The sequence below is a fragment of the Pseudophaeobacter arcticus DSM 23566 genome (genome assembly GCF_000473205.1).
In the GTDB taxonomy this organism is placed as follows: Bacteria; Pseudomonadota; Alphaproteobacteria; order Rhodobacterales; family Rhodobacteraceae; genus Pseudophaeobacter; species Pseudophaeobacter arcticus.
In genome coordinates, this window is record NZ_AXBF01000007.1 from 71,481 (window position 1) to 92,209 (window position 20,729).

22 protein-coding genes are annotated in these 20,729 nt (G+C 65.4%); 13 read left to right on the forward strand and 9 right to left on the reverse strand.

What is annotated here, in order from left to right; translation table 11 throughout:
- The first annotated feature begins 32 nt into the window (after positions 1 to 32).
- Both ARCT_RS28200 and ARCT_RS0103775 read left to right on the forward strand, forming a co-directional pair.
- A complete protein-coding gene (locus ARCT_RS28200; protein WP_161631285.1) occupies positions 33 to 260 on the forward strand; it encodes a hypothetical protein in 228 nt (75 codons plus the stop codon).
- Between the two features lie 188 nt (positions 261 to 448).
- Entirely contained in the window at positions 449 to 1,480 is a 1,032-nt protein-coding gene (locus ARCT_RS0103775; RefSeq protein ID WP_027238884.1) for a replication initiator protein A, read from the forward strand.
- A 170-nt stretch (positions 1,481 to 1,650) separates the two neighbouring features.
- Here the strand turns inward: ARCT_RS0103775 and ARCT_RS0103780 are convergent, their stop codons facing one another.
- Complete coding sequence (locus ARCT_RS0103780) at positions 1,651 to 2,895, reverse strand: glycosyltransferase family 4 protein (RefSeq protein WP_027238885.1); 1,245 nt, start codon at positions 2,893 to 2,895, stop codon at positions 1,651 to 1,653.
- A gap of 259 nt (positions 2,896 to 3,154) precedes the next feature.
- Here ARCT_RS0103780 and rfbC point away from each other — a divergent pair, with 259 nt between their 5' ends.
- The 8 genes from rfbC (at position 3,155) to ARCT_RS0103815 (ending at position 11,536) form a co-directional block, all read left to right on the forward strand.
- On the forward strand, positions 3,155 to 3,715 hold the full coding sequence (gene rfbC / locus ARCT_RS0103785) for a dTDP-4-dehydrorhamnose 3,5-epimerase (protein ID WP_027238886.1): 561 nt from the start codon (positions 3,155 to 3,157) through the stop codon (positions 3,713 to 3,715).
- Positions 3,715 to 4,767, forward strand: coding sequence for a dTDP-glucose 4,6-dehydratase (rfbB, locus tag ARCT_RS0103790; protein ID WP_027238887.1), 1,053 nt, complete (start codon positions 3,715 to 3,717; stop codon positions 4,765 to 4,767). The genes rfbC and rfbB overlap by 1 nt, the downstream gene beginning before the upstream one ends.
- Before the next feature lie 70 nt (positions 4,768 to 4,837).
- A complete protein-coding gene (gene rfbD / locus ARCT_RS0103795; RefSeq protein WP_027238888.1) occupies positions 4,838 to 5,689 on the forward strand; it encodes a dTDP-4-dehydrorhamnose reductase in 852 nt (283 codons plus the stop codon).
- Positions 5,686 to 6,558: a glucose-1-phosphate thymidylyltransferase RfbA gene (rfbA, locus tag ARCT_RS0103800; protein ID WP_027238889.1), complete on the forward strand. Its 873-nt coding sequence runs from the start codon at positions 5,686 to 5,688 to the stop codon at positions 6,556 to 6,558. The genes rfbD and rfbA overlap by 4 nt, the downstream gene beginning before the upstream one ends.
- Positions 6,559 to 6,765: 207 nt before the next feature.
- Positions 6,766 to 8,502 carry a secretin N-terminal domain-containing protein gene (locus ARCT_RS25260; RefSeq protein ID WP_051360522.1) on the forward strand — a complete coding sequence of 579 codons (1,737 nt, stop codon included), beginning with the start codon at positions 6,766 to 6,768 and terminating at the stop codon, positions 8,500 to 8,502.
- Positions 8,393 to 8,782 (forward strand): hypothetical protein, encoded by a 390-nt coding sequence (locus ARCT_RS28770; protein WP_276202235.1) that lies wholly within the window; start codon positions 8,393 to 8,395, stop codon positions 8,780 to 8,782. The genes ARCT_RS25260 and ARCT_RS28770 overlap by 110 nt, the downstream gene beginning before the upstream one ends.
- Positions 8,772 to 10,220 carry a GspE/PulE family protein gene (locus tag ARCT_RS0103810; protein WP_027238890.1) on the forward strand — a complete coding sequence of 483 codons (1,449 nt, stop codon included), beginning with the start codon at positions 8,772 to 8,774 and terminating at the stop codon, positions 10,218 to 10,220. Before ARCT_RS28770 ends, ARCT_RS0103810 begins: the two co-directional genes overlap by 11 nt.
- Positions 10,217 to 11,536 carry a type II secretion system F family protein gene (locus ARCT_RS0103815; protein ID WP_027238891.1) on the forward strand — a complete coding sequence of 440 codons (1,320 nt, stop codon included), beginning with the start codon at positions 10,217 to 10,219 and terminating at the stop codon, positions 11,534 to 11,536. Before ARCT_RS0103810 ends, ARCT_RS0103815 begins: the two co-directional genes overlap by 4 nt.
- 38 nt (positions 11,537 to 11,574) lie before the next feature.
- On the opposite strand, the gene ARCT_RS0103820 is transcribed toward ARCT_RS0103815, so the two are convergent.
- A complete protein-coding gene (locus ARCT_RS0103820) occupies positions 11,575 to 12,048 on the reverse strand; it encodes a type II secretion system protein N (RefSeq protein ID WP_027238892.1) in 474 nt (157 codons plus the stop codon).
- Positions 12,049 to 12,200: 152 nt separating this feature from the next.
- Between ARCT_RS0103820 and ARCT_RS0103825 the strand changes: the two genes are divergently transcribed.
- Positions 12,201 to 12,737, forward strand: a complete 537-nt coding sequence (locus ARCT_RS0103825) for an outer membrane protein assembly factor BamD (protein WP_027238893.1) — start codon at positions 12,201 to 12,203, stop codon at positions 12,735 to 12,737.
- Between the two features lie 160 nt (positions 12,738 to 12,897).
- Here the strand turns inward: ARCT_RS0103825 and gspM are convergent, their stop codons facing one another.
- The 7 genes from gspM to gspG all read right to left on the reverse strand — a co-directional run bounded on the left by gspM (position 12,898) and on the right by gspG (position 18,272).
- Positions 12,898 to 13,422: a type II secretion system protein GspM gene (gspM, locus tag ARCT_RS0103830; RefSeq protein WP_027238894.1), complete on the reverse strand. Its 525-nt coding sequence runs from the start codon at positions 13,420 to 13,422 to the stop codon at positions 12,898 to 12,900.
- Complete coding sequence (gene gspL, locus ARCT_RS0103835; RefSeq protein WP_027238895.1) at positions 13,419 to 14,855, reverse strand: type II secretion system protein GspL; 1,437 nt, start codon at positions 14,853 to 14,855, stop codon at positions 13,419 to 13,421. Before gspL ends, gspM begins: the two co-directional genes overlap by 4 nt.
- Positions 14,856 to 15,045: 190 nt before the next feature.
- Positions 15,046 to 16,059: a type II secretion system minor pseudopilin GspK gene (gene gspK / locus ARCT_RS0103840; RefSeq protein ID WP_027238896.1), complete on the reverse strand. Its 1,014-nt coding sequence runs from the start codon at positions 16,057 to 16,059 to the stop codon at positions 15,046 to 15,048.
- Positions 16,056 to 16,853: a type II secretion system protein GspJ gene (locus tag ARCT_RS26940; protein WP_027238897.1), complete on the reverse strand. Its 798-nt coding sequence runs from the start codon at positions 16,851 to 16,853 to the stop codon at positions 16,056 to 16,058. The genes gspK and ARCT_RS26940 overlap by 4 nt, the downstream gene beginning before the upstream one ends.
- Positions 16,850 to 17,254, reverse strand: coding sequence for a prepilin-type N-terminal cleavage/methylation domain-containing protein (locus ARCT_RS25270; protein ID WP_036784223.1), 405 nt, complete (start codon positions 17,252 to 17,254; stop codon positions 16,850 to 16,852). The genes ARCT_RS26940 and ARCT_RS25270 overlap by 4 nt, the downstream gene beginning before the upstream one ends.
- Entirely contained in the window at positions 17,239 to 17,799 is a 561-nt protein-coding gene (locus tag ARCT_RS0103855; RefSeq protein WP_027238898.1) for a prepilin-type N-terminal cleavage/methylation domain-containing protein, read from the reverse strand. Before ARCT_RS0103855 ends, ARCT_RS25270 begins: the two co-directional genes overlap by 16 nt.
- Entirely contained in the window at positions 17,784 to 18,272 is a 489-nt protein-coding gene (gspG, locus tag ARCT_RS25275; protein ID WP_379575079.1) for a type II secretion system major pseudopilin GspG, read from the reverse strand. The genes ARCT_RS0103855 and gspG overlap by 16 nt, the downstream gene beginning before the upstream one ends.
- Before the next feature lie 146 nt (positions 18,273 to 18,418).
- Here gspG and ARCT_RS25280 point away from each other — a divergent pair, with 146 nt between their 5' ends.
- Together ARCT_RS25280 and ARCT_RS0103870 are read left to right on the forward strand one after the other, a co-directional pair.
- Entirely contained in the window at positions 18,419 to 19,285 is an 867-nt protein-coding gene (locus tag ARCT_RS25280) for a prepilin peptidase (protein WP_051360524.1), read from the forward strand.
- 230 nt (positions 19,286 to 19,515) lie between these two features.
- Positions 19,516 to 20,729 (forward strand): tetratricopeptide repeat protein (locus tag ARCT_RS0103870; protein ID WP_027238899.1); only part of this gene is annotated, 1,214 nt, incomplete at its 3' end.

Here is a 20,729-nt window from a genome sequence, read left to right on the forward strand (position 1 = left end):
AATGTTCTGCGCTTCCGCCTCTCAGGAGGGACATGTATCGTCTTTACAGGCTGATATCAGAAAAGGCGGCACATGGGAAGATTATGCGCAGGCCTTTTTCTTTTTCTAAGCAAATCAAGCCTCTGCACGAGGGGAAAGAGGTGGCTTTGGGGGGCGAAAATTTTTCTACCCTGTTATTTATGAGTTATATTATAGTTATAGGAGACCGGAGGCTGGCGCAAAGCCCTTTTTTCATTGGTGTTTTGAGCGCATTTTTTTAACGCGGTGACTCTGAAACCCCGTTGAACTGACTCCAAACCCCCGAAGCTGCGATTCCGGAACCCCGTTGAGAATCCTTGTGGATAACTCTAGGGTGGGCGTAATCAAAACCACGAAAACGAGTCACCCGGGAGTCTGGCAGGTCAGACCCAATAACCTGGGGGCAGCAGGCAGAGCGGGCGGGGCAGTTATGGCGGCGGCAGGCGGAGCATATCCAGCTGAAGCGCAGGGGAGCGCAGCGGGGCGTTTTTTCCTCTGCGATATCTTTGATGCGATTCCCAAAAACGATCTGGCCTCGATGGAACATCCGCTGTTTTCCCTGGCGACACGGCCGGACCGGCGCATTTTGAACTATCAGCACAATGGCGCCGAGATCACCGTGGTGCCATCGGTCAAAGGCCTGGCGACGATCCATGACAAGGATATCCTGATCTTCTGTATCAGCCAGCTGATGGCGGCGCAGAATGCCGGGCGGCAATTGTCGCGTACCCTGCATCTCAAGGCGCATGATCTGCTGATTGCCACCAACCGCGAGACCTCTGGCGATGCCTATCGGCGCCTGCGCGAGAGCTTTGAGCGTCTGGCGGGCACCCGTATCACCACCAATATCGTCACCGGCGGCGAAGAGGTGACCACGGGTTTTGGCCTGATCGAGAGCTGGGAGATCGTGCGCAAGGCTCCCGGTTCCAAAAAGGGGGCGGGGCGCATGGTCAATGTGGCGGTGACCCTGTCGGACTGGCTGTTTCGCGCGGTGCTGTCAAAATCGGTGCTGACGCTGAGCCGGGATTACTTTCGTCTGCGCAAACCGCTGGAGCGGCGCATCTATGAGCTGACACGCAAACACTGTGGCCGCCAAAGCGCCTGGACCATTTCGGTGGAAACGCTGCTGAAGAAATCCGGTTCTGCCAGTCCGCGGCGGGTGTTTCGCAAGATGATCCGCGACATGATCGCGGCGCAGCCGCTGCCGGACTACGCCATGGAAGAGCTGCCCGGTGATTTGATCCGGTTTAGCCAGAAACATGTGGTAACAGAGCCTGGACATGCGGATGCGCCGATTTTGAAAGCGACCACGCTGGAGCGCGCCCGCGATCTGATACCGGGCGCGGATGTCTACGCGCTGGAGGCCGAGTGGCGTGCCATGTGGGCCCGATCCGGACGGCCCCGGCTGCGCCAGGCTGATGCGGCCTTTTTGGGCTGGGTCAAAAAACGCGGCGCGGAGTGAGCCGCCGCCAGTAAAGCGCAGGGGCTTTGACGTGCGGGGGGCTTTGCCCCCTCGCGCCAAGGCGCTCACCCCCAGGATATTTTGAGCCAAATGAAAGCGCGCCGCCTCTTCATTTGGCCTTAAATACCCCCGCCGGAGGCCATCAAATGTTTCGCGTGCGAAACATTTGATTAGATCCTGATTTGTTTGCCGGCGGGAACCAGGGCGTTGATCTGGGCGATATGCTCTGGCAGGCAATGGCTGAGGAAATCGTAATGCTGCAGCACATGGGCGCGGGCAGCGGGACCCAGGTGGGCGTACTCCCTAGGATTGGTCACGACATCCACCACCTGATCCGCAAGCGCGCGCGGGTCAAAGAAATCAACCAGCATGCCGGTCTCCCCATGGGTGACTGCCTCGCGCACCGGGGCCACATCCGCAGCCACCACGGTGGCCTGCATGGACATTGCCTCGAGCAGTGACCAACTGAGCACAAAGGGCATGGTCAGATAGATATGGCAGCGACTGATGCGGAGGATGCGGCAGAGATCGTCGTAGGGCACCTTGCCGAGGAAATGCACCCGGCTCCAATCCACGCTGTCGCCGAGTTCTGCTTCCATTTCGCCGCGCAGCCCCTGGGGGTGGCTGCTCTCGACGCCATAGGAGGTCTCGTTGCCGCCGATCATCAGCACCCGCGCCCTGGGGAGGCTGGTCAGGATCTCGGGCAGGGCGCGCATCATGATGTGAAAGCCGCGGGCGCGTTCCATATTGCGGGCCACATAGGTGATGACCTCGTCGTTGCGGGTCAGCGGCTGGTCCACCCGGCCCAACCCAATCGAGGCCTTGGCATCCGGCAGCAACCGGTCGCAGCGAATACCATCGTGGCAGGTATACATGCGGTGATGGAAGGACTGCGGAAAACGGTCGCGTTGCCACTGGGTGGGGGTATGGCCCTGATCGACCGCTTCGATGCTGGCATAGGGGACGGTATTGCGGGCCTGGGCAAAAAAGCCTGCCTGATCATTGATCGGGTGTTCCGGGTCAAAGCCAACCAAGCCGCCAGAGGTGCGGTAGAAATATTCAAAAAACCCGATCACCGGCACATCCGGCCAGACCTCTTTCATAAACAGCAATTCGCCCCAGCCGGTATGGCCGATGATGATGTCGGGCTTAAAGCCCTGGTCGCGGTCCAATCGGCGGGCCGCCAGGGCGGCGCCAAGCCCGGCCCCTGCGGCACTCTCCCAGTCCTTTGAAAGCCCGTAGGCGTCTTTGGCCGCTTGGTGGTGGGGCCTGTAGGTCACGGTTGTGACTCCGGGCAGCTGCAGCCCCCGGCGCTGGGTGAGAAAGAGGATTTCATGACCGCCCTGTTTGACCAGCCAGGTGAGCAGCTCGCGATATTGGCCGGGCATGTTTTGATGGACAAAAAGGAATTTCATGATGGGGCTATACCTTGGAAAACCACTGGGAAAATCTCTGGCCTCATGCTTGCCGGGGAATGGGGCAGGGTGCAAGTCGGCAGGGGATTTGCAGGGGGCGATGGATCCGGCCTTGCCATGGTTGGGACATGGTTGTGTCATGGCGAGGCCGGCTTCTATGGTGAAACACATCGGCGTGTCTTTTGCGCCGTGCCGATGTGTTTGCCCCCAGGGGCAGGGGGCTGCGGGGAGGGGACTGGACGAGGTGACGGGATAAGACATGCAGGTTGAAGAGACGGGATTGCCGGGGGTGAAGATCCTGGTGCCGCAACGGTTTGGCGATGCGCGCGGGTTTTTTAGCGAATGCTGGAGCCGGCAGCGGCTGGCGGAGCAGGGGATTGATCTGGATTTTGTGCAGGACAATCATTCGCTGTCGATGCAGCGGGGGACGCTGCGCGGGCTGCATTTTCAGGCGCCGCCCCATGCCCAGGCCAAATTGGTGCGCTGTGGCCGCGGCGCGCTGTTTGATGTGGCGGTGGATATCCGCCGGGGCTCGCCGACCTATGGCACATGGTTCGGCATCGAGCTGACGGCGGAGAACGGCAAGCAACTGCTGGTGCCGGCGGGGTTTCTGCATGGCTTTATCACCCGGGCGCCCGAGACCGAGATCCTGTATAAATGCAGCGACTATTACGCGCCCGACTGCGATGGGGCGGTGGCCTGGGACAGCTGTGGCGTTGACTGGGGCTTTGACGGCCCGCCGCTGCTGTCGGAGAAGGACGCAGCGGCCCCGGCGCTGGCGGATTTTGACAGCCCCTTTGTCTGGGAGGGCGCTGCGTGATGAAAATTCTGGTGACCGGTGGCGCCGGGTTTATCGGCTCGGCGGTGGTGCGGCGCGCCATTGGCGATGGCCATCAGGTGGTCAATCTGGATGCGCTGACCTATGCCGCCTGTCTGGAGAATGTGGCCGCGGTGGCGGATCACCCTAACTATGCCTTTGAGCAGGCGGATATTCGCGACCGCGCAGCGCTGGAGCGGATCTTTGCCGCCCATGCCCCGGATGTGGTGATGCATCTGGCCGCCGAGAGCCATGTGGACCGTTCGATTGACGGCCCCGGCGATTTTATCGAGACCAATATCACCGGCACCTTCAACATGCTGGAGGCGGCGCGCAAATACTGGGTTGAGGCAGGCCGCCCAGAGGCGTTTCGCTTTCATCATATCTCGACCGATGAGGTCTATGGCTCGCTGCCCAGCGACCCAGGCGTGCAGTTCACCGAAGAGACCGCTTACGATCCGCGCTCGCCCTATTCCGCCAGCAAGGCAGCCTCTGACCATCTGGTGCGCGCCTGGGCCGAGACCTATGGGCTGCCGGTGGTGCTGACCAATTGTTCCAACAACTATGGTCCCTTCCATTTCCCGGAAAAGCTGGTGCCGGTGGTGATCCTCAACGCGCTGGCGGGCAAACCGCTGCCGATCTATGGCGACGGATCAAACGTGCGCGACTGGCTCTATGTGGAGGATCATGCCGCAGCACTGCTGTTGGTGCTGCAAAAGGGCCAGCTGGGACGCAGTTATAATATAGGCGGTGAAAATGAATGTTCCAATCTGGAACTGGTGCAGCATCTCTGCGCCATTCTGGATGAGACACGCCCGCGCGAGGATGGGCAGTCCTACGCCGCGCAAATCACCTTTGTCACGGATCGCCCCGGTCATGATGCGCGCTATGCAATTGATCCCTCGCGCATCCGCGCCGAGCTGGGCTGGCGGCCAAGTGTGACGGTCGAGGAAGGTCTGGCAAAAACCGTGCAATGGTATCTGGAAAATGAGAGCTGGTGGCGCGCGCTGCAGAGCCGTGACGGCGTCGGGCAGCGCTTGGGGACGGGACAGTAACGGCTTTCCGGGCTGGAAAGCCGGCCTCCGGCGGAGGTATTTGCAGCAAGATGAAAACAGGGCGCAGGACATGAACATTCTGGTGTTTGGAAAAACCGGTCAGTTGGCCCAGGAGCTGTCGCGGCTGGAGGGGGTGACCTGTCTGGGGCGGGATCATGCGGAGTTCAGCGATCCGGCCGCAGCGGCGGCGCAGGTCGCGGGCGCAGGCATTGATGCGGTGATCATTGCCGCCGCCTATACGGCGGTCGACAGGGCCGAGAGCGAAGAGCGCCTGGCCACAACCATCAATGGCGCAACACCGGGGGCCATCGCGCAGGCCTGTGCGGCCCATGGGCTGCCGCTGGTCTATATCTCCACCGATTATGTCTTTGACGGCAGCGGCGAGACCCCCTGGCAGCCCGGCGACGCGCCCGCGCCGGTGAATGCCTATGGCCGCAGCAAGCTGGCCGGGGAAGCGGCGGTGGGGGCGGCCGGCGGGGTCACTGCCATTTTGCGCACATCCTGGGTGGTGTCGGCCCATGGCAATAATTTTGTCAAAACCATGCTGCGTCTGGGTGCGGAGCGCGATCAGCTGAGTATTGTCGCCGATCAGATTGGCGCGCCCACCCCGGCGCGCGCCATTGCCGCCGCCTGTCTTGAAATGGCGCGACAGCTGGCAGAGGATCCGGGCAAATCCGGCATCTATCATCTGCAGGGCGCGCCCGAGGTCAGCTGGGCCGGGTTTGCGGCGGAGATTTTTGCCCAGGCTGATGTGGCCTGCGCGGTTGCAGGCATCCCGAGCTCCGCCTATCCAACCCCGGCGCCGCGACCGCTGAACTCACGGCTGGATTGCACCACATTAGAGACTGTTTTTAACATTGCGCAGCCCGATTGGCGGGTTGGGCTGGCAGATATTTTGCACGATTTGGGAGCGAGGCCATGATGGCACGAAAAGGCATTATTCTGGCAGGCGGATCCGGCACCCGGCTGTATCCGATCACCATGGGCGTCTCAAAACAGCTGCTGCCGATCTATGACAAGCCGATGATCTATTATCCCCTGTCGGTGCTGATGCTGGCAGGGATCCGCGAGATCTGTGTGATCACCACGCCGCAGGATCAGGCGCAGTTCAAACGCACCTTAGGGGATGGCCGCCAATGGGGGATTGATCTCACCTATGTGGTGCAGCCCGCGCCCGATGGTCTGGCCCAGGCCTTTATTCTGGCCGAGAGCTTTCTGGCGGGGGCCCCGTCGGCGCTGGTGCTGGGGGATAATATCTTCTTTGGTCATGGCCTGCCCAAACTGCTGGCGGCGGCGGATGCGCAGGGCACAGGCGGCACCGTCTTTGGCTATCACGTGGCCGATCCCGAACGCTATGGCGTGGTGGATTTTGACGATGCGGGGCGCGCCCGGCAGATTATTGAAAAGCCCGAGGTGGCCCCTTCGAACTATGCGGTGACGGGGCTGTATTTCCTTGATGGCACTGCGCCTGCGCGGGCCCGCGCGGTCCGGCCTTCGGCGCGCGGCGAGCTGGAGATCACCGATCTGCTGCAGATGTATCTGGACGAAGAGGCCCTGCGGGTCGAGACCATGGGCCGGGGCTATGCCTGGCTGGACACCGGCACCCATGGCTCGCTGCTGGAGGCGGGGAACTTTGTGCGCACCCTGCAGGAGCGCCAGGGGCTGCAGACCGGCTGCCCGGAAGAGATTGCCTTTGATCAGGGCTGGATCGACCGCGCCGGGCTCAAGGCGCGGGCGGCTCTGTTTGCCAAAAATGACTATGGCCACTATCTGGAGGGCCTGCTGCGATAGGCCGCGGATCTGCATCTGGGCCTGCATCTGGAGGCCACAGCTTGTGGCCGCTTGGCCTGGGCGCCACATATCTTGACAAATGCGTCAGAAAGCCGTGGGTTTTGGGCGTAAATCCTCTATGGTGGCGGACAGAAAATCAGGGGCGCGGGGCTGCAGAATCTGTGAAGGATTCGGGGGCAGGCCTGCCAGAAGTATAAAGAGCAACTCATGACACAGCGCGCAGAGATGCAGCCGGTGATACACCCGGTGATGCCACTGGTGGGACAGCCGGCGCGGATCGGTTTTTTCTGGAGTCTGCGTCTCTGGATCGGGGCGGCGGCGCTGCTGCTGCTGGTCTTGGTGCAGCCGCTGCGCGCCCAGGTGACGCTGGATCTGCGCGATGCGGATCTGCGCAACTTTGTCGAAATTGTCTCCGAGGCCACCGGCCGCAGCTTTGTGCTGGATCCCGACGTGCGCGGCACCGTGACGGTGCTGGCGCCGGATCAGATGTCGCCGCAGGATCTGTTTGAGGTCTTCCTTTCGGTGCTGGAGCTGAACCGGCTGACCCTGATCGAAGGGGCGGGGGCGGATCGCATCGTGCCGATGAATGTGGCGCGCGAGCTGTCATCGGGCGGCAGCGCCGGCTTGCCCAGCGGCTTTGAGACCCGGGTGATCCCGGTAAAAGAAGTGCCGCTGCAGGAGGTGATCGAGGTGGTGCGGCCGCTCCTGCCGGCCGAGGCGGTGATGACCCCGGTGCCCGGCGCCAAGCGGCTGATCATTTCCGACCGCAGTGCCAATCTCAATCGGATTACCCGCTTGATCAAACGGCTGGACCAGCCCCGGGCCGCCCCCCCGATCGAGATCCTGCGACTGCAAAACGCCGATGCGGCTGAGGTCTTGCAGGTGGTGCAATCCATGGACCTGATCCCCGAGGGCTCTTCGGTGAGCGTTGACCGGCGGTCAAACGCGCTGCTGATCTCCGGCTCCGAGGCGCTGCGTCACCGGGTGCGGCTTCTGGTGGATGAGCTGGACACCCAGCGCGATACCGTGGTGTCGCGGGCGGTGGCGCTGAACTACGCCGATGCGGCGGCGATTTCGGATGTGGTGATGCGCACCCTGAACAGTGATGGCGGTTCCGGCACCCGGGCGGCGGTGCGCATCGTGCCAGAGCTGCAGACCAATACGCTGCTGGTTTCGGCACCACAGGAGCGCATTGACGAGATCGTGCAGATGGTGCGCTATCTGGATCAGCGCCCCACCCAGGTGCTGGTCGAGGCGGTGATTTTTGAAATGTCGGTGGAGGGCCTGTCGGATCTGTCGGTGCAGTTTGGCGCGGTCTTGAACAATGCGCTGGTGGGCGGCGCCCAGTTTGATCTGCCGGGGCGCTCCAGCCTGACCAATCTGATTTCCTCGGTCTCCAATGGCGGCGCCGCAACACTGGGATCGGGCGGTGTCTTTGGCGGCGCCAAACGCAATGCCGGCGGCGATGGTATTGTCGGGCTGATCACCGCCATTGCCTCGGTGAATTCCACCCGGCTGTTGTCGACGCCCTCGATCCTGACCCTGAACAACCAGGAGGCCGAGATCGTGGTGGCGCAGAATGTGCCCTTTGTCACCGGCAGCTATTCCACCGTCAGCGATGGCAGCTCGGTTGATAATCCGTTCCAGACCATCGAACGCCAGGATATTGGCCTGACCCTGAATGTAACGCCGCAGATCAATGCTGACCGTACCGTGCGCATGGTGATCAAGCAGGAAGTCTCGAACCTGACCAATTCCACCGCCGCTTCCGGCGGCGAGATCACCTCGCCGGTCGCTGTCGACCACGGCGCTGGTCAGCGATGGCAATGTGATCATGCTGGGCGGGTTGTTGGAAAATGGCTCGGGCGGGGTCAATCAAAAGGTGCCGGGCCTGGCAGAGCTGCCCCTGATTGGCGGGCTGTTCCGGGGCAAGAGCAGCAATAGCAATCAGCGGGTGCTGTTGGTGCTGTTGCGCCCACAGGTGGTGTCAACCGAGGCCGAGGCCCAGCGGATCAGCCGCCAGCTCAGCCGCAAGGCCCAGGATGTGAGCGCCGCCATTGCCCCGGTCGACAATGGCCGCTTTCCCTATAACGGCCAAAGCGGGCTGCCCTTTGACGGGGCGGATCTGAACCAGCCCTTTGATGCCGGTTTTATTGATGATGTGGCCCAGCAGCGAAATTTCCCGCCGCTGCCCAGCAGGCTTCGGTTTGGCAGTGGAAACTAGGCTTCCCTTTGCCTTTGCCCGCGACCAGCAGGTGCTGCTGGACGGGGCCTGCCTGATTGCCGGGCCCGGGGTGACCCAGCTGGGGCTGCGCGAGGCACAGCGCCGGCTGGGGATCGCGCCGGATCTGCAGGTGCAAGCGCTGGAGCAGGAGGGATTCGAGACCGCCCTGGCGCGGGTCTACCGCGAGGGGAGCACGGCGCCGCAGGAGAGCTTGAGCTTTGATCTGGAAGAGCAGGCCTTTGCCCGCCGTCAGCGCGACCTGCTGGACGAGCCGGGCGATGCGCCGGTGATCACCCTGGTCAATCAGCTCTTGGCGCGGGCGGTGCAAAGCGGGGCCTCGGATCTGCATATCGAACCCCATGAGGGCGGGCTGCGGGTGCGCATGCGCATTGACGGTTTCCTGCAAGAGGTGATGGACCGTGCCGATGTGCCGGTGAAACGCATCGTGTCGCGGCTGAAGGTCATGGCCGGGCTGGATATCGCCGAGACCCGGCTGCCGCAGGATGGCCGTATCCCGCTGGCTCTGGCGGGGCGGCAGATCGACACCCGCGTCAGCTCCCTGCCGGGGCATTACGGCGAACGCATCGTGCTCAGGATCCTGGACCGGTCAACCGGGCTGCGGCCGCTGCAGGATCTGGGGCTGTCGGTGCAACAACAGGCACTTCTCAAGCGGCTGTCCGGCTTTCCCAATGGCATCATCCTGGCCACCGGCCCCACCGGCGCCGGCAAGACCACGACGCTTTATTCGCTGCTGCAACTGGCGGATCGGGCCGAGCGCAATATCGTCACGGTGGAAGACCCCATCGAATATGATCTGCCCGGCATCAGCCAAAGCCAGATCAACGCCGAGATCGGCATGAGCTTTGCCGCCGGCTTGCGCGCCACCCTGCGGCAGGATCCGGATGTCATTCTGGTGGGCGAGATCCGTGATCCGGAAACCGCCCAGACGGCGGCCCAGGCGGCGCTCACCGGGCATCTGGTGTTTTCCTCGCTGCATGCCAACAGCTCGGTTGGGGCCATCGTGCGGCTGCGCGACCTGGGGCTGGATAATTTCCTGATCGCCGCCACCCTGCGCGGGGTGATTGCCCAGCGTCTGCTGCGCCGACTGTGTCACAGCTGCCGCCAACCCCAAGCTCCCGGCGCCGAGGAGGCGGCCCTGTTCCAGCGCCACGGGCTGGCGGTGCCCGAGCAGATCCAGGCCCCGGTGGGCTGCGCCAGCTGTGGCGGCAGTGGCCATGCCGGGCGGGTTGGCATTTTTGAAATGGCCGAGGTGACGCCACAGATCACCGCGGCGATTGATCGCGGCGCCACCGAGGCCGAGTTGAAAGATCTGGCGCTGCGCGCTGGCGAGACGCTGATTGGCCAGGGGCTGCTGGCGGTGGCGCTGGGAGAGGTCAGCCTGCCAGAGGCCCTGCGTGTGGTTGGGGATGTGGCGTGAAGGCCTATCGCTATATCGCCTATACCACAGGGGGGCGGCGGCGCAGCGGCACGGTTGTGGCCGAAACCGAAGCCGATGCCAGCCGCCAGCTGTCGGCGCAGGATCTGTTTGTCGCCGAGCTGAGCCAGACCCGGGGCAAGCCGGGTTCCAACAAGCCAAATGCCAACCCGTCCAGCCCCAGCCGGCCCAGCCCCAACCCGTCCAGTCAAGAGCATCTGACGGATGGCCCGCCGCCGGACAAAAGCGCGGGGAACGTCTCTGTGCTGAGTGGCTGGCGGCACCGGCTGAGCCCGGATCTGCAGGTGGTCTTTACCCGGCAGATGGCGGTGATGCTGGGGGCTGAGCTGCCAGTGGATGCGGCATTGGAAGCGGTGCGCAGCGGCGGCCATCCCAGCCTGGACGCGGTGGCCGCCGAGGTCCGCGCGGCGCTGCTGGATGGTGCCAGCCTGTCCGATGCGCTGGCCCAGGCCGGCGCGGGCTTTGCCCCCTATTATCTGGCGGCGCTGCGCGCAGGCGAGGCGGCCGGTGAGCTGGCCTCGGTTTTCAACGCGCTGGCGGACCATCTGGAACAGCTGGGCTCTGACAAGGCGCAGATTGCCACCGCGCTGATCTATCCCGGCTTTGTGGCGGCGGTCTCGCTTTTGGTCTGCGCGATCCTGATGGTCAATGTCGCCCCCGAGATTGTCGCCATGTTTGAACTCTCCGGCCGGCCGCTGCCGCCCCTGACCCGCCGGGTTCTGGCGCTGTCGGATCTGATCCGCGACAATGCCTGGCTGATTGGCGCCGGGCTGCTGGCGCTGGCGGTGTTTCTGGCGCTGGTGCCGCGCCTGCCGCGCCTGCGCCAGCGCCGCGACCAGTTGTTGCTGCGCCTGCCGGTGGTGGGCCGCCTGATGCGGCTGTCGGCCGCGGTGCAATATCTGCGCACCCTGGCGCTGGTGCTGGGCGCGCGTCATGCGGTGCTCAGCGCCACCGACAGCGCCGTCGAGGTGCTGGAAGTGGCACAGTTTCAAAGCGAAGGCCGGGCGGTGACCCGCGCGGTGCAGCAGGGCGAAAGCCTGTCCTCGGCCCTGGCGCAGCTGTCTTTTTTGCCAGCGGTGGCACGTCAGCTGATTGCGGCCGGCGAGGTCTCGGTCCGCCTGGCGGCGATGAGCGGCCGCGCCGCCGCCCTGGTGGAACATCGGCTTTCAACCGAACGCAGGCACATTGCCACCTTGTTAGAGCCTGCTTTGATGATGCTGGTGGGGGTCTTGGTGCTGGTGATTGTGCTGGCGGTGCTGTTGCCGATCTTTGATTTGCAGGCGGTGGTTGCGGGCTGATCAGCGGGCGGCGGATCGCTTTGCACCTTCAAGGCCCCTCAATCCTCAAACCCCAGCAATTCGGGCGCATCCCCCTGGCGCGAGATCCACAGCCCCTGGCCATCAATCCGCATCACCTCGATCCCCTCGCGCAGATGATCGCCCTGGCGCACCAGCTGTTCGCCACTGGGATGGGCGACAATGGCCCAGGTGGCCTGCCCGGCCTGCACCCGACCTTTGAGCACATAGCCGAGACTCTCGATCGGGGGCCGCGCCGGTTTTGGCGGCTGTGGCTCGGGCTGGCGTTGCACCGGCGGGCTGGCGGGCCTGGGCGGTTGCTTTTCCCCAAAGAGCGGCGGCCACTGCCGCCGGGCGCGGGGCTGCGGCGGTTGCGGCTGCGCCGCCTGCTGCTGCGCCGGGGTCAGCTGGACCTGCTGCTGCGCCGGGGTCGACAGCACCAGCCAGAGCTGATGCCCGGCCAGCGCCGCCAGAGCCAGGGCGGCAAGGGTCAAGAGGGGGGCAATCAGGCGCATGGCTCTCCTTGCGGGATGGTTGGGGCGGCTGCATTTAGGCGCATATGGGTCACAGGTCCGGGGGCGCTGCGGGCTGGTGGAGACCCCAGATAGACGGGCTGCGCCGAACATGGTAAATTTCTGTAATGATTTAAACAGGAAAAGAGCAAGCAATGCAGGCGATATCTTTTGCAAAACGCGGCGTTTTGGGCGGACTGGTTCTCTGCGGCGGGCTGCTCTTGGGGAGCTGCGGTGAAAGCACTGGCGCCGGGGGCACGGCGGGCAGCGGTTTCCAGTCCAAATATGCGGTGGCGCGCAATGCTTTGGAAAGCGGCGACTATGGCCGCGCCAAACGCAGCTATCAGCGTTTGATCGCCACAGCAGGCCCGCTGGCACCGCGTTTGCAGCTGGAATATGCCCATGCGGAGCTGCGCGCCGGCAACTACGGCGCGGCGGCGCAGATCGCCGGTGACCTGGCCAAGAGCCAAAGCGGCGAGGCCCGCAGCGCGGCTCTGGCGGTGCAGGGCACCGCACAGCATGAACAGGGCCTGGCCCTGCTGGCCAAGGGCGATGTCGATTCCGGCAAGGCGCTGCTTGCTCAGGCGCGGGCGGCTCTGGATGAGGTGTTGAAATCCTCGACGGATATGGATCCTTTGGGCTCGATGGCCGGGCGGCGGGCACAGATCGGGGCCAGCCTGCAAAAGCTGTGATCACAGCTTTGATCACAGGGCTGAAGGGCCCGGCTCAGGCCTGCCCCCAGTTCGTTCCAGTTCGCTCCAGTCAGCCGCCAGTTAGCGCAAGACGGGCTGTTCAAGTCGGGCCGCCCCAGACGGGCCGCCCCAGACGGGCCGCTCAAGACGGGGCAGGGTCCTAGGGATCCTGCGGGCTGAGGCTGATCCAGGCAGCAACGCGGCCCGAAATGTGATCTGAGCCGCCCTCCGCGCCGCCGTCACCCTGCAGCGCTTCCAGCCGGAAACTGTCAATCCGGTAGCCCCAACCGGGATGTGCCGCGCTGAGCCAAGCCCCAAGCTGGGCAAAATCAACCTGGTCAAAGCGCAGATCAATCCTGCCATCGCCTTGGGTGGACAGGCTGGTCAGTGCCGGGCGCAGCCGCGCCGCGATCAAGCCACGCTCGACCCCGCTGGTGCCAATGGGCGCCTGTGGCACCGGATCAAAGGCCCGGGTTAGGCTCTGTTTTTCGACAATACGGTCTGCAATCCACAGCTCCAGCGCCTGGGCCTCGCCAAGCTGCGCCTCGGCGCGCAGGCGACGCGCGTGCAGCGGCATCAACAGGCCAAAGCCAAGCCCCAGCAGGATCACCAGCAGGGCTGTACCCAGCAAGAGCCGTTCCCGCGCACTGCGCGTGAGCAGAAAATCAATCAGCTGTCCGGTCATTGCTGCACCTCTGGCTGGATCTCTGGCCGGATCTCTGGTTGCGCCTGCTGGGGGGGCTGGGGCGCTGGCGGGGCAAGGCCTGTGATCACAAACTCGGCCTGCACGCCGCTTTTGGCCTCATCCACCCGGGACTCGGTCAATGTGCTGCGCAGCCCCGCTTGGTGCAGCGCCGCGTCCAGCTGGTCTGCGGCGGCAAAATCCTTGAGCCGCAGGGCCAGCACCAGCCCCTCTCCGGTTCGATAGCTGAGCAGTTCGGCGCGCAGATCCGCCGCGCTGACCACCTCGGCCAGACGGGCGGCAAGATCCAGCGGATCCACCTGATCCTGGGCGGCGGCGCTGCCCTGGCGGCGCGCGCTCAGGGCGCGGCTGATCTGCAACCGGGCATCCAGCACCGGGCCATCGGGGATAAAATGGGTTTTTGCCAATGCCTGATTCTGCGCCCGCTGGGTGGTGAGCGCGGCTTCAAGCCGGGAGAGCTGAACCAGCTCCCCGGCGGCCCAGAGACCCGCGGCAAGGCAGCCTGCCAGCAAGGGCCAGCGCCAGGGCAGCACGGCCCTGGCCAATTGTGCCCGCGCCGCCATCGGATTGTGGCGCAGGTCGCAGGCCAGCTCGCCATGGGCAAAGACCCGGGGCAGCGGCAGGCCAAGAGTGGTTGCCGCTTTGGCGCTGTGGATCAGGGCAATGTCATGGGCGCGGGCCAGGGCTTCGATCTCTGCCAGGATTTCACCCCGGATCTGAGCCTGGATTTCACCCTGGGCAGGGTCATCTGCCTTGGCAGCTTTGATCCAGAGGATGGCCTGGGGCCGGGCGCGCTCTGCGGGGGCGGCGGCCAGCGCCTGACGCAGCATCGCCAGGGCAAGGGCGGGCTGGGCGCTAAAGCCATCCTCGGGACCCAGCCGCGCCATCAGCAGCGGGCTGGTGGGCTGGGCGCTGGGGCTATCGTGCTCGGCGGTGGGATCAGCCGCGGGGACCTGCGCCAGCGCCAGTGTCCAGAGCCCTGCCACCGTTGGCAGGGTGAGGTAATCCGGCAGCACCGCCCGGCAGGAGAGCGCTTGCAGGCGCTGCAGGTAGGGGGTGTCGCCCACCAGAACCTGGGTCCATTGTTTGCCCACCTGTTTTTGTGTCGGCTTTTGCCCTGATGGCGCCTGGAGCAGAAAGGGTCGCAGGCTCAGGCTGTCGGGGCTCAGCCCGGTGCGATCGGCCAATTGCCGGCGCGCCACCTGTTCCCGGGCCTGGCCGCGCAGCCCCGGCGGCAGATCAAGACGCAGCAGCGGGATCTGGCTGCCGGGCACCGTGACCACCGCGCCCGGTGGTGGGGCGGTCTTGCTCAGCCGCAGGATCGGGCCAGTGGTTGAGCCAGTGGTTTGGCCAGGGGTTGGGCTGGGGGATGAGCCGGGGCCTGCCGCTGTGGATGTCCGGGAGAGGAGGCGCATTACTGAAGGGTCCTGGCGGCGGTCATGGGGGGTGTTGGATCTCTTGTGGTGTGGCGCAGCATGTCGATAGCAGCCCCAAAGCGCAATGTCGCCTTTTTCCTGCGCCGCAACCGGTTTATGGCGCGCCGCGCATCCCGGGACGGGACCCGACCCACCGGTATCAGAGGCAGCCCGTATCAGGCAGCTTGGATCAGGGGCGGCTGGTCACCTGCCAGATCAAGTCGGGACGGCGCCCGGCGCTGCGGCGGTGCAGCAGGCTCACCCGGCTGGCCATACGCCCGTCCAGCCGGGCCTGGCTGTCGACGCGAAACCACTGCGAGCTGACAGAGATCTGCTCCGGCCCCACTCTATCGGGCGGGCTGTCGCCCTCGGGGCTGCTCGCAGGGGGCTCTTGGGGGGTGTCTTCGGCCTGTTGCAGCCGCGCGGCGGTGAGAAAGTCTTCAACCGAGGCAAAGCCTTGCCGGTCGCGCTGGCGCAGCAGCCGGGCCAGCACGGCGCTGGACAGATCCGGCAGAAAGCTCGCCAGGACTTCGGGGCGGGCGGTGTTCACATTCAACCGGCTGTCGCCGGGCAGGGCGGTGATCAGGGGCCGCAGGCGGGCATAGGCACGGGGCGACAGCCCCGGCAGATCCGCCAGCTGATCGGCGCTCAGCAGCGGGCCGCCCACCGGGTCCAGTGGCGGATCCCGTTGCAGCCAGCGCTGCCGGTCTGCCAGCTCTGCGCCCGGGGTGACAAAGCGACGGATGTCATCGGCGATCCGGGGCGGCAGCCCGAGGCGCGCCAGCAAAAGCACAAAGGCCTCCTGCGCCAGGGGGCTGTCGGCCTGGCTGAGCCAGTTGACGTTAAAGCGCCCCTGCAGATCCTGGATCTGGCCGACAACGTCGCCGCGCGCCAGCGCCAGCGGCGGGCGCGGTTTGGCCCAGGCCTCGCGCAGGTGATCGCTGCTGCCACTGTCGCGGGCCAGCTGGCTGAGCGCCAGCGCATCAAAGCCATCCAGCGAGAGGCTGAGCTGATCGGCCAAGAGCCCCGCCTCCAGTCGGCTGCGCCCCTGCTCGGCACGGCTGAGCAACAGGGTGGCCACCGCCGCCAGCGCCGCCACCAGAACCAGGGCATTGACCAGAACAAACCCCTGATCCCTGGTCCCTTGATTTCTGGCCCCCTGATCCTTGGCCGGTGCTGGTCTTGTTCTGTTCATCTGGCTCATTTCAGGCTCTCCACAAGGGAGATTTTGCCAAAATGCCCGGTGACCAGGGTCAGCTCGACCGCCAGGGGCAGGGTGTCGGAATAGACTTCGACCGCCCCGGCAGTGCTGTCGTCGTCGGCGGCCCCACCGGTGATCGACCCGATACCCGAACCGGGGTCCTGGGCGGGGGCAGTGCCCTCGACCCAGCCGGTCTGCGGCCAGTAGCTGCGCAGATGCAGCGCCGTGATGCCGCCTAGCGCCGCCCCGAGGTGGGGCCCGGTCTGCAGCCGTGATCTGGGATCGGCGGGGATCAGGCTGGGCCAGAAACTGCGGCTCAGCTGGCCGTTCTGCAGCCGCCATTCGACCCGCCCGGTTTTGAGGCCGGTTTTCAGGCCCGGGGGCTGAGATCCAAGGGCGCCGTTACGCCCGGTGTCAAACTGGGCGAGACCGCCGCGCGACAGCGCCAGCACCGTGACCTCGCCACGGCGCCAAAAGCGCAGCGCGGCCTGGGGCGCGGCGCGCTCGGGTGGGTAGAACAGCATCGGCACCAGGGCGCTGAGGTCCGCCCGCAGCAGGCTGGTCACCTCGGCCAGGGCGGCGGTCTGGCTGGAGCGGCTGGTGAGGCCATCGCGCATGCGGATCATTCCGGTGAGCGCCTGTGCGCCCATCACTGCCACCAGGGCAAAAATCGCCATGGCCAGGACCAGCTCGATCAGGCTGAGCCCCCGATCCGAGGCTGCGGCCTGGGGGCTGGTCTGGTTGTTGGGGGCCTGGCTTTCGGGGGCCTGGGGACTGGGCGTTTGTGGGCGCGTCATTGGCGCGGCTCCGGTGCCAGATACAGCACCAGCTGCGCGCCTTCGCCACTGTCGGCGCGGGCGGTGACGCGGGTCCTGATCAGCCCGCCAGCGGTGATCTCCTGGTGGGTTTCAAGACGAAAGCGCTGCCCGCCTAAGGCAACCTCGGCTGGCAGCGCCGGGCCAGTCCCGGCATAGAGTTGCAGTTCCTCGGCGCGGTTGCGGGCGGCAAGCCGGGCCAGCAGGCGCGGGGTCTCGCCGCCGATGGCCAGACGGGATTGATCCGTGGCCCGCAGCGCCGCCAGGCTGCCAAGCGTCAGCACCAGAATGGCCAGGGCCAGCTCCAGCAGGGTAAAGCCCCGGCTGGCTTGCGCCGGGTGCCGAGGCTCTGCGCTGCGGTGCGATCTCAGGAGCTGTCGCATATCAGCCCTGTCCGGCCATCGCTGCGGCAGCTGGCCTGCCGTGCTCCGCTGTGTCCCTGGCGAATGGACCCGGAGCGCGGCGCAAAGCGGATGCGAAAGGCAGAGCTGCGGCCATCGGCGAGAAACTGAATATCAGGCCTGCCACTGCTGGCGGCGGCGCTGCCCTGCGAATGCAGCGGTATAAACTGCACCCGCCCCTGCCAGCGCTGCTGCCGGGGCGAGATCTGCCAGGCCTGGTCCTGCCCCAAAGCCGGATCATAGCCCCCCTGGCCGACCTGATTGCTGGCCTGACGGCTGGCCAGCCGCAGCCCTTCGGGTTCGATGATCAGGCCACGGCTGCTCTGACCGGTGATGGCCAATTGGCGCATCTGCTCGAACTGGCGTTGAAACAGCGCCATGTCCTGCGTCGCCGGGGTGCTGCCGCGCGGCAGCGCCAGGGTGGCGCCCAGAGCCAGAACCGACAGCACCGCAATCGAGACCAGCAGTTCAATCAGGGTAAACCCGGCGTCGTTACGGTCTGAATCAGGCTCTAATTCAGGGTCCATGAGCCAATATCCCGATTGACGCCCTCGCCGCCTGCACTGCCATCGGCGCCATAGCTGAAGACGTCAAACTCTTCGTGCACACCAGGCGAGAGATATTGGTAGGGCTGGCCCCAGGGGTCCATCGGCTGGCGGTCCATATAGCCGCCTTCGGCCCAGTTGGCGGGTTGCGGATCGCTGCTGGGACGGCTGACCAGCGCCTGCAGCCCCTGCTCGGTTGTGGGGTAGCGGAAATTGTCCAGCCGGTAGAGCTTCACGGCGCTGACCACCGAGGCGATATCGGCCTTGGCGCGGGCGGCGCGGGCCTGATCGGGACGGTCGATCACCCGGGGCACCACCACCAGCGCCAGCACCGACAGGATCACCACCACCACCATCAGCTCCAGCAGGGAAAACCCGGCATCCTTGGCCGAATTCTGCGGCGGAGTTTGCTCAGCAGAGCGGCGGCGCAGAGACGCCAGGAGGGAAGACGACACTATTGACATGGAAGACTTTCATTTGCTTGCCCGCATGATAAGGGAGGGGGCAGAGGCTTGTCCATCACCCGCCTGACAGATCAGGGAAATAGCCTGCCCAAGCGCGGTGTCCGTTCAGGCGAGGGCCGCAGGAGAGGGAGACACCCATGTTCTGGCCTGACTTCTGGCCTGACTTCTGGCCAAACCAGGCGGCGCCGGTTGGCGATGCTCTGCCTTTTGCCGCGGGGCTGTTTTTGCTGCTGCTGGCCCCGGCTCTGGGGTCGTTTCTGGGGGTGCTGGTGGACCGTTTGCCGCGCGGCGAGGATGTGCTTTGGGCGCCCTCGCGCTGCCGCAGCTGTGCCCAGCGGTTGCAGATCCGCGATCTGCTGCCAATCCTGTCCTTTGTCTGGATGCGGGGGCGCTGTCGCTCTTGCGGCGCCGCCATTCCGCCCTGGAGCCTCTATCTGGAGATCATCGCCACCGGCTGCGCGGTGCTGGCTTTGGCCGCCGGGGGCAGTGGTGTGACGGTGCTGATGTCCTGCCTGTTCCTGTGGGGCCTGCTGGCGCTGGCGCTCTGCGATCTGCTGTGGCTGCGGCTGCCGGATCCGCTGACGCTGAGCCTGGCTGGGGTGGTGCTGATCTGGGCCTGGCTCGGTGGTCGCCAGGATCTGGGGCTGGCGCTGCTGGGCGCAGGGCTGGGCAGCACCAGCTTTCTGGCGCTGCGCCTGGGCTATCAAAAACTGCGCCACCGCGAGGGGCTGGGGCTGGGAGATGTCAAGCTGATGGTGGGGCTGGGCGGGTTTGCCGGCCCCTTTGATCTGCCACTGCTGGTGCTGGTGGCGGCGCTGCTGGCACTGGTCAAACCCCTGGCTAAACTCCTGATCGGTGGCCTGGCCAGCCTGCTGCTATCAGAGCGCGGCAGGGAGCGCCAAGCCGCAGAGATTGGTCAACAGGCGCTGCCCTTTGGGACGGCGCTCTGCGCTGCGGCGGCGCTGCTGTGGCTGGCGCGGGCTTTGGGCGGGCTGCCGTTCTAAGAGAGGGCAGACTAAGAGAGAGCAGGTCAAAAGATCTGGCCAAAAGATCTGGGCGCCTGCGCGCCAGACTATTTGATCTTGCCCGGCGCCCGCCTTAGGGTCCGGCGAGGCTTTACCACAGGCCGTACTTCTGGCCTTGTCCTTTGGCCGCGTCGCAGGTTTTGTATCACAGGCCAGTAGCACTGGCGGGATCAGCGGCTTTTGTTCAGATCTATTCAAACGTGAGACCCATGGTGATTTCCAACTCCTTCTGGCGCCTTTTCAGCACCACCCTGATCCCCGTCTTGGCGCCGCTGGCGCTGATGGCAACAGAGCCCACCGCCCCGCCTGCGGCCCAGGGCTCACAGGGATCACAGGTGGCCCAGGGATCACAGAGCGCGCAGGTGGCCCAGAGCGCGCCCGCCGCGCCGAGCATGAGTGAGGTTGAAGCCGCCTGGGCGCGCGGCGATTTTGTCTTTGTGCGTCAGGGGCTGAAACATCTGGCCGAGAACGGCACCAACATGCAGGCCCAGTATCGCTATGGCCGGGTGCTGATGGAGGGGCGCGGCGGGCCGCAGGATCTGATGGCGGCGCGCGACTGGCTGGAACGGGCGGCGGCGCAGAACCAGGCGTCGGCAGCGGTGCTTTTGGCGCGGCTCTACCTGAGTGCAGCCCCCGGTGGCCCTGCCCGCAACCCCGAGCGCGCCGCCGTGGTGCTGCGCTCTGCTGCGGTGCGCGGCCATGGCGAAGCGCAGTATTACCTCGGCCTGCTCTACCGCTCTGGAGAGGGGGTGCGGGCGGATCCGGTGGAATCCCTGACCTGGATGCAGGCGGCGGCGGAAAACGGCAATGTCGAAGCCCAGTTTGAGCTCAGCCGCGCCTATGCAGAGGGGCTTGGCACCGCAGTTGACAGCGCCCTGGCGCTGGTCTGGCTGCAACAGGCGGCAGAGGCGGGACATAACGAGGCGCAGTATTGGCTGGCCTTTGCGCTGGACAGTGGCCGGGGGGTGCTGCGCAACCGCGCGGCCGGGCTGAACTGGCTGCTGCGCGCCGCCGAGGGGGGCTTTTTGCGCGCCCAGGTGGCGCTGGGGAAGAAATACCTCACAGGCGAGGGGGCGCCGGTCAACCCCCATGAGGCGTTGCGCTGGCTCTCGCTTGGGGTGGCGGCCGATGATCTGGACGCCAAGGTGGCGCTGGGTCTGGCCCTCATGGGCGGTCAGGGGATTGCCGCGAATTTGGCGCAGGCCAGGCAGCTGTTGAGCGAGGCGGCGGCCGAAGGTGTGTCACAGGCGAGCTTTGCCCTGGGCCAGATCGCAGAGCAGCAAGAGGCGGGATTTGGCGAGGCCGTCAAGATGTATCGCCAGGCGGTGGATCAGGGCAGTGACGCGGCGGCGCGGCGGCTGGGGGTGCTGGCCATTGACGGTCAGCTGGAAGGCCTGATGGCGCCGCATCGTATGGTGGCTTG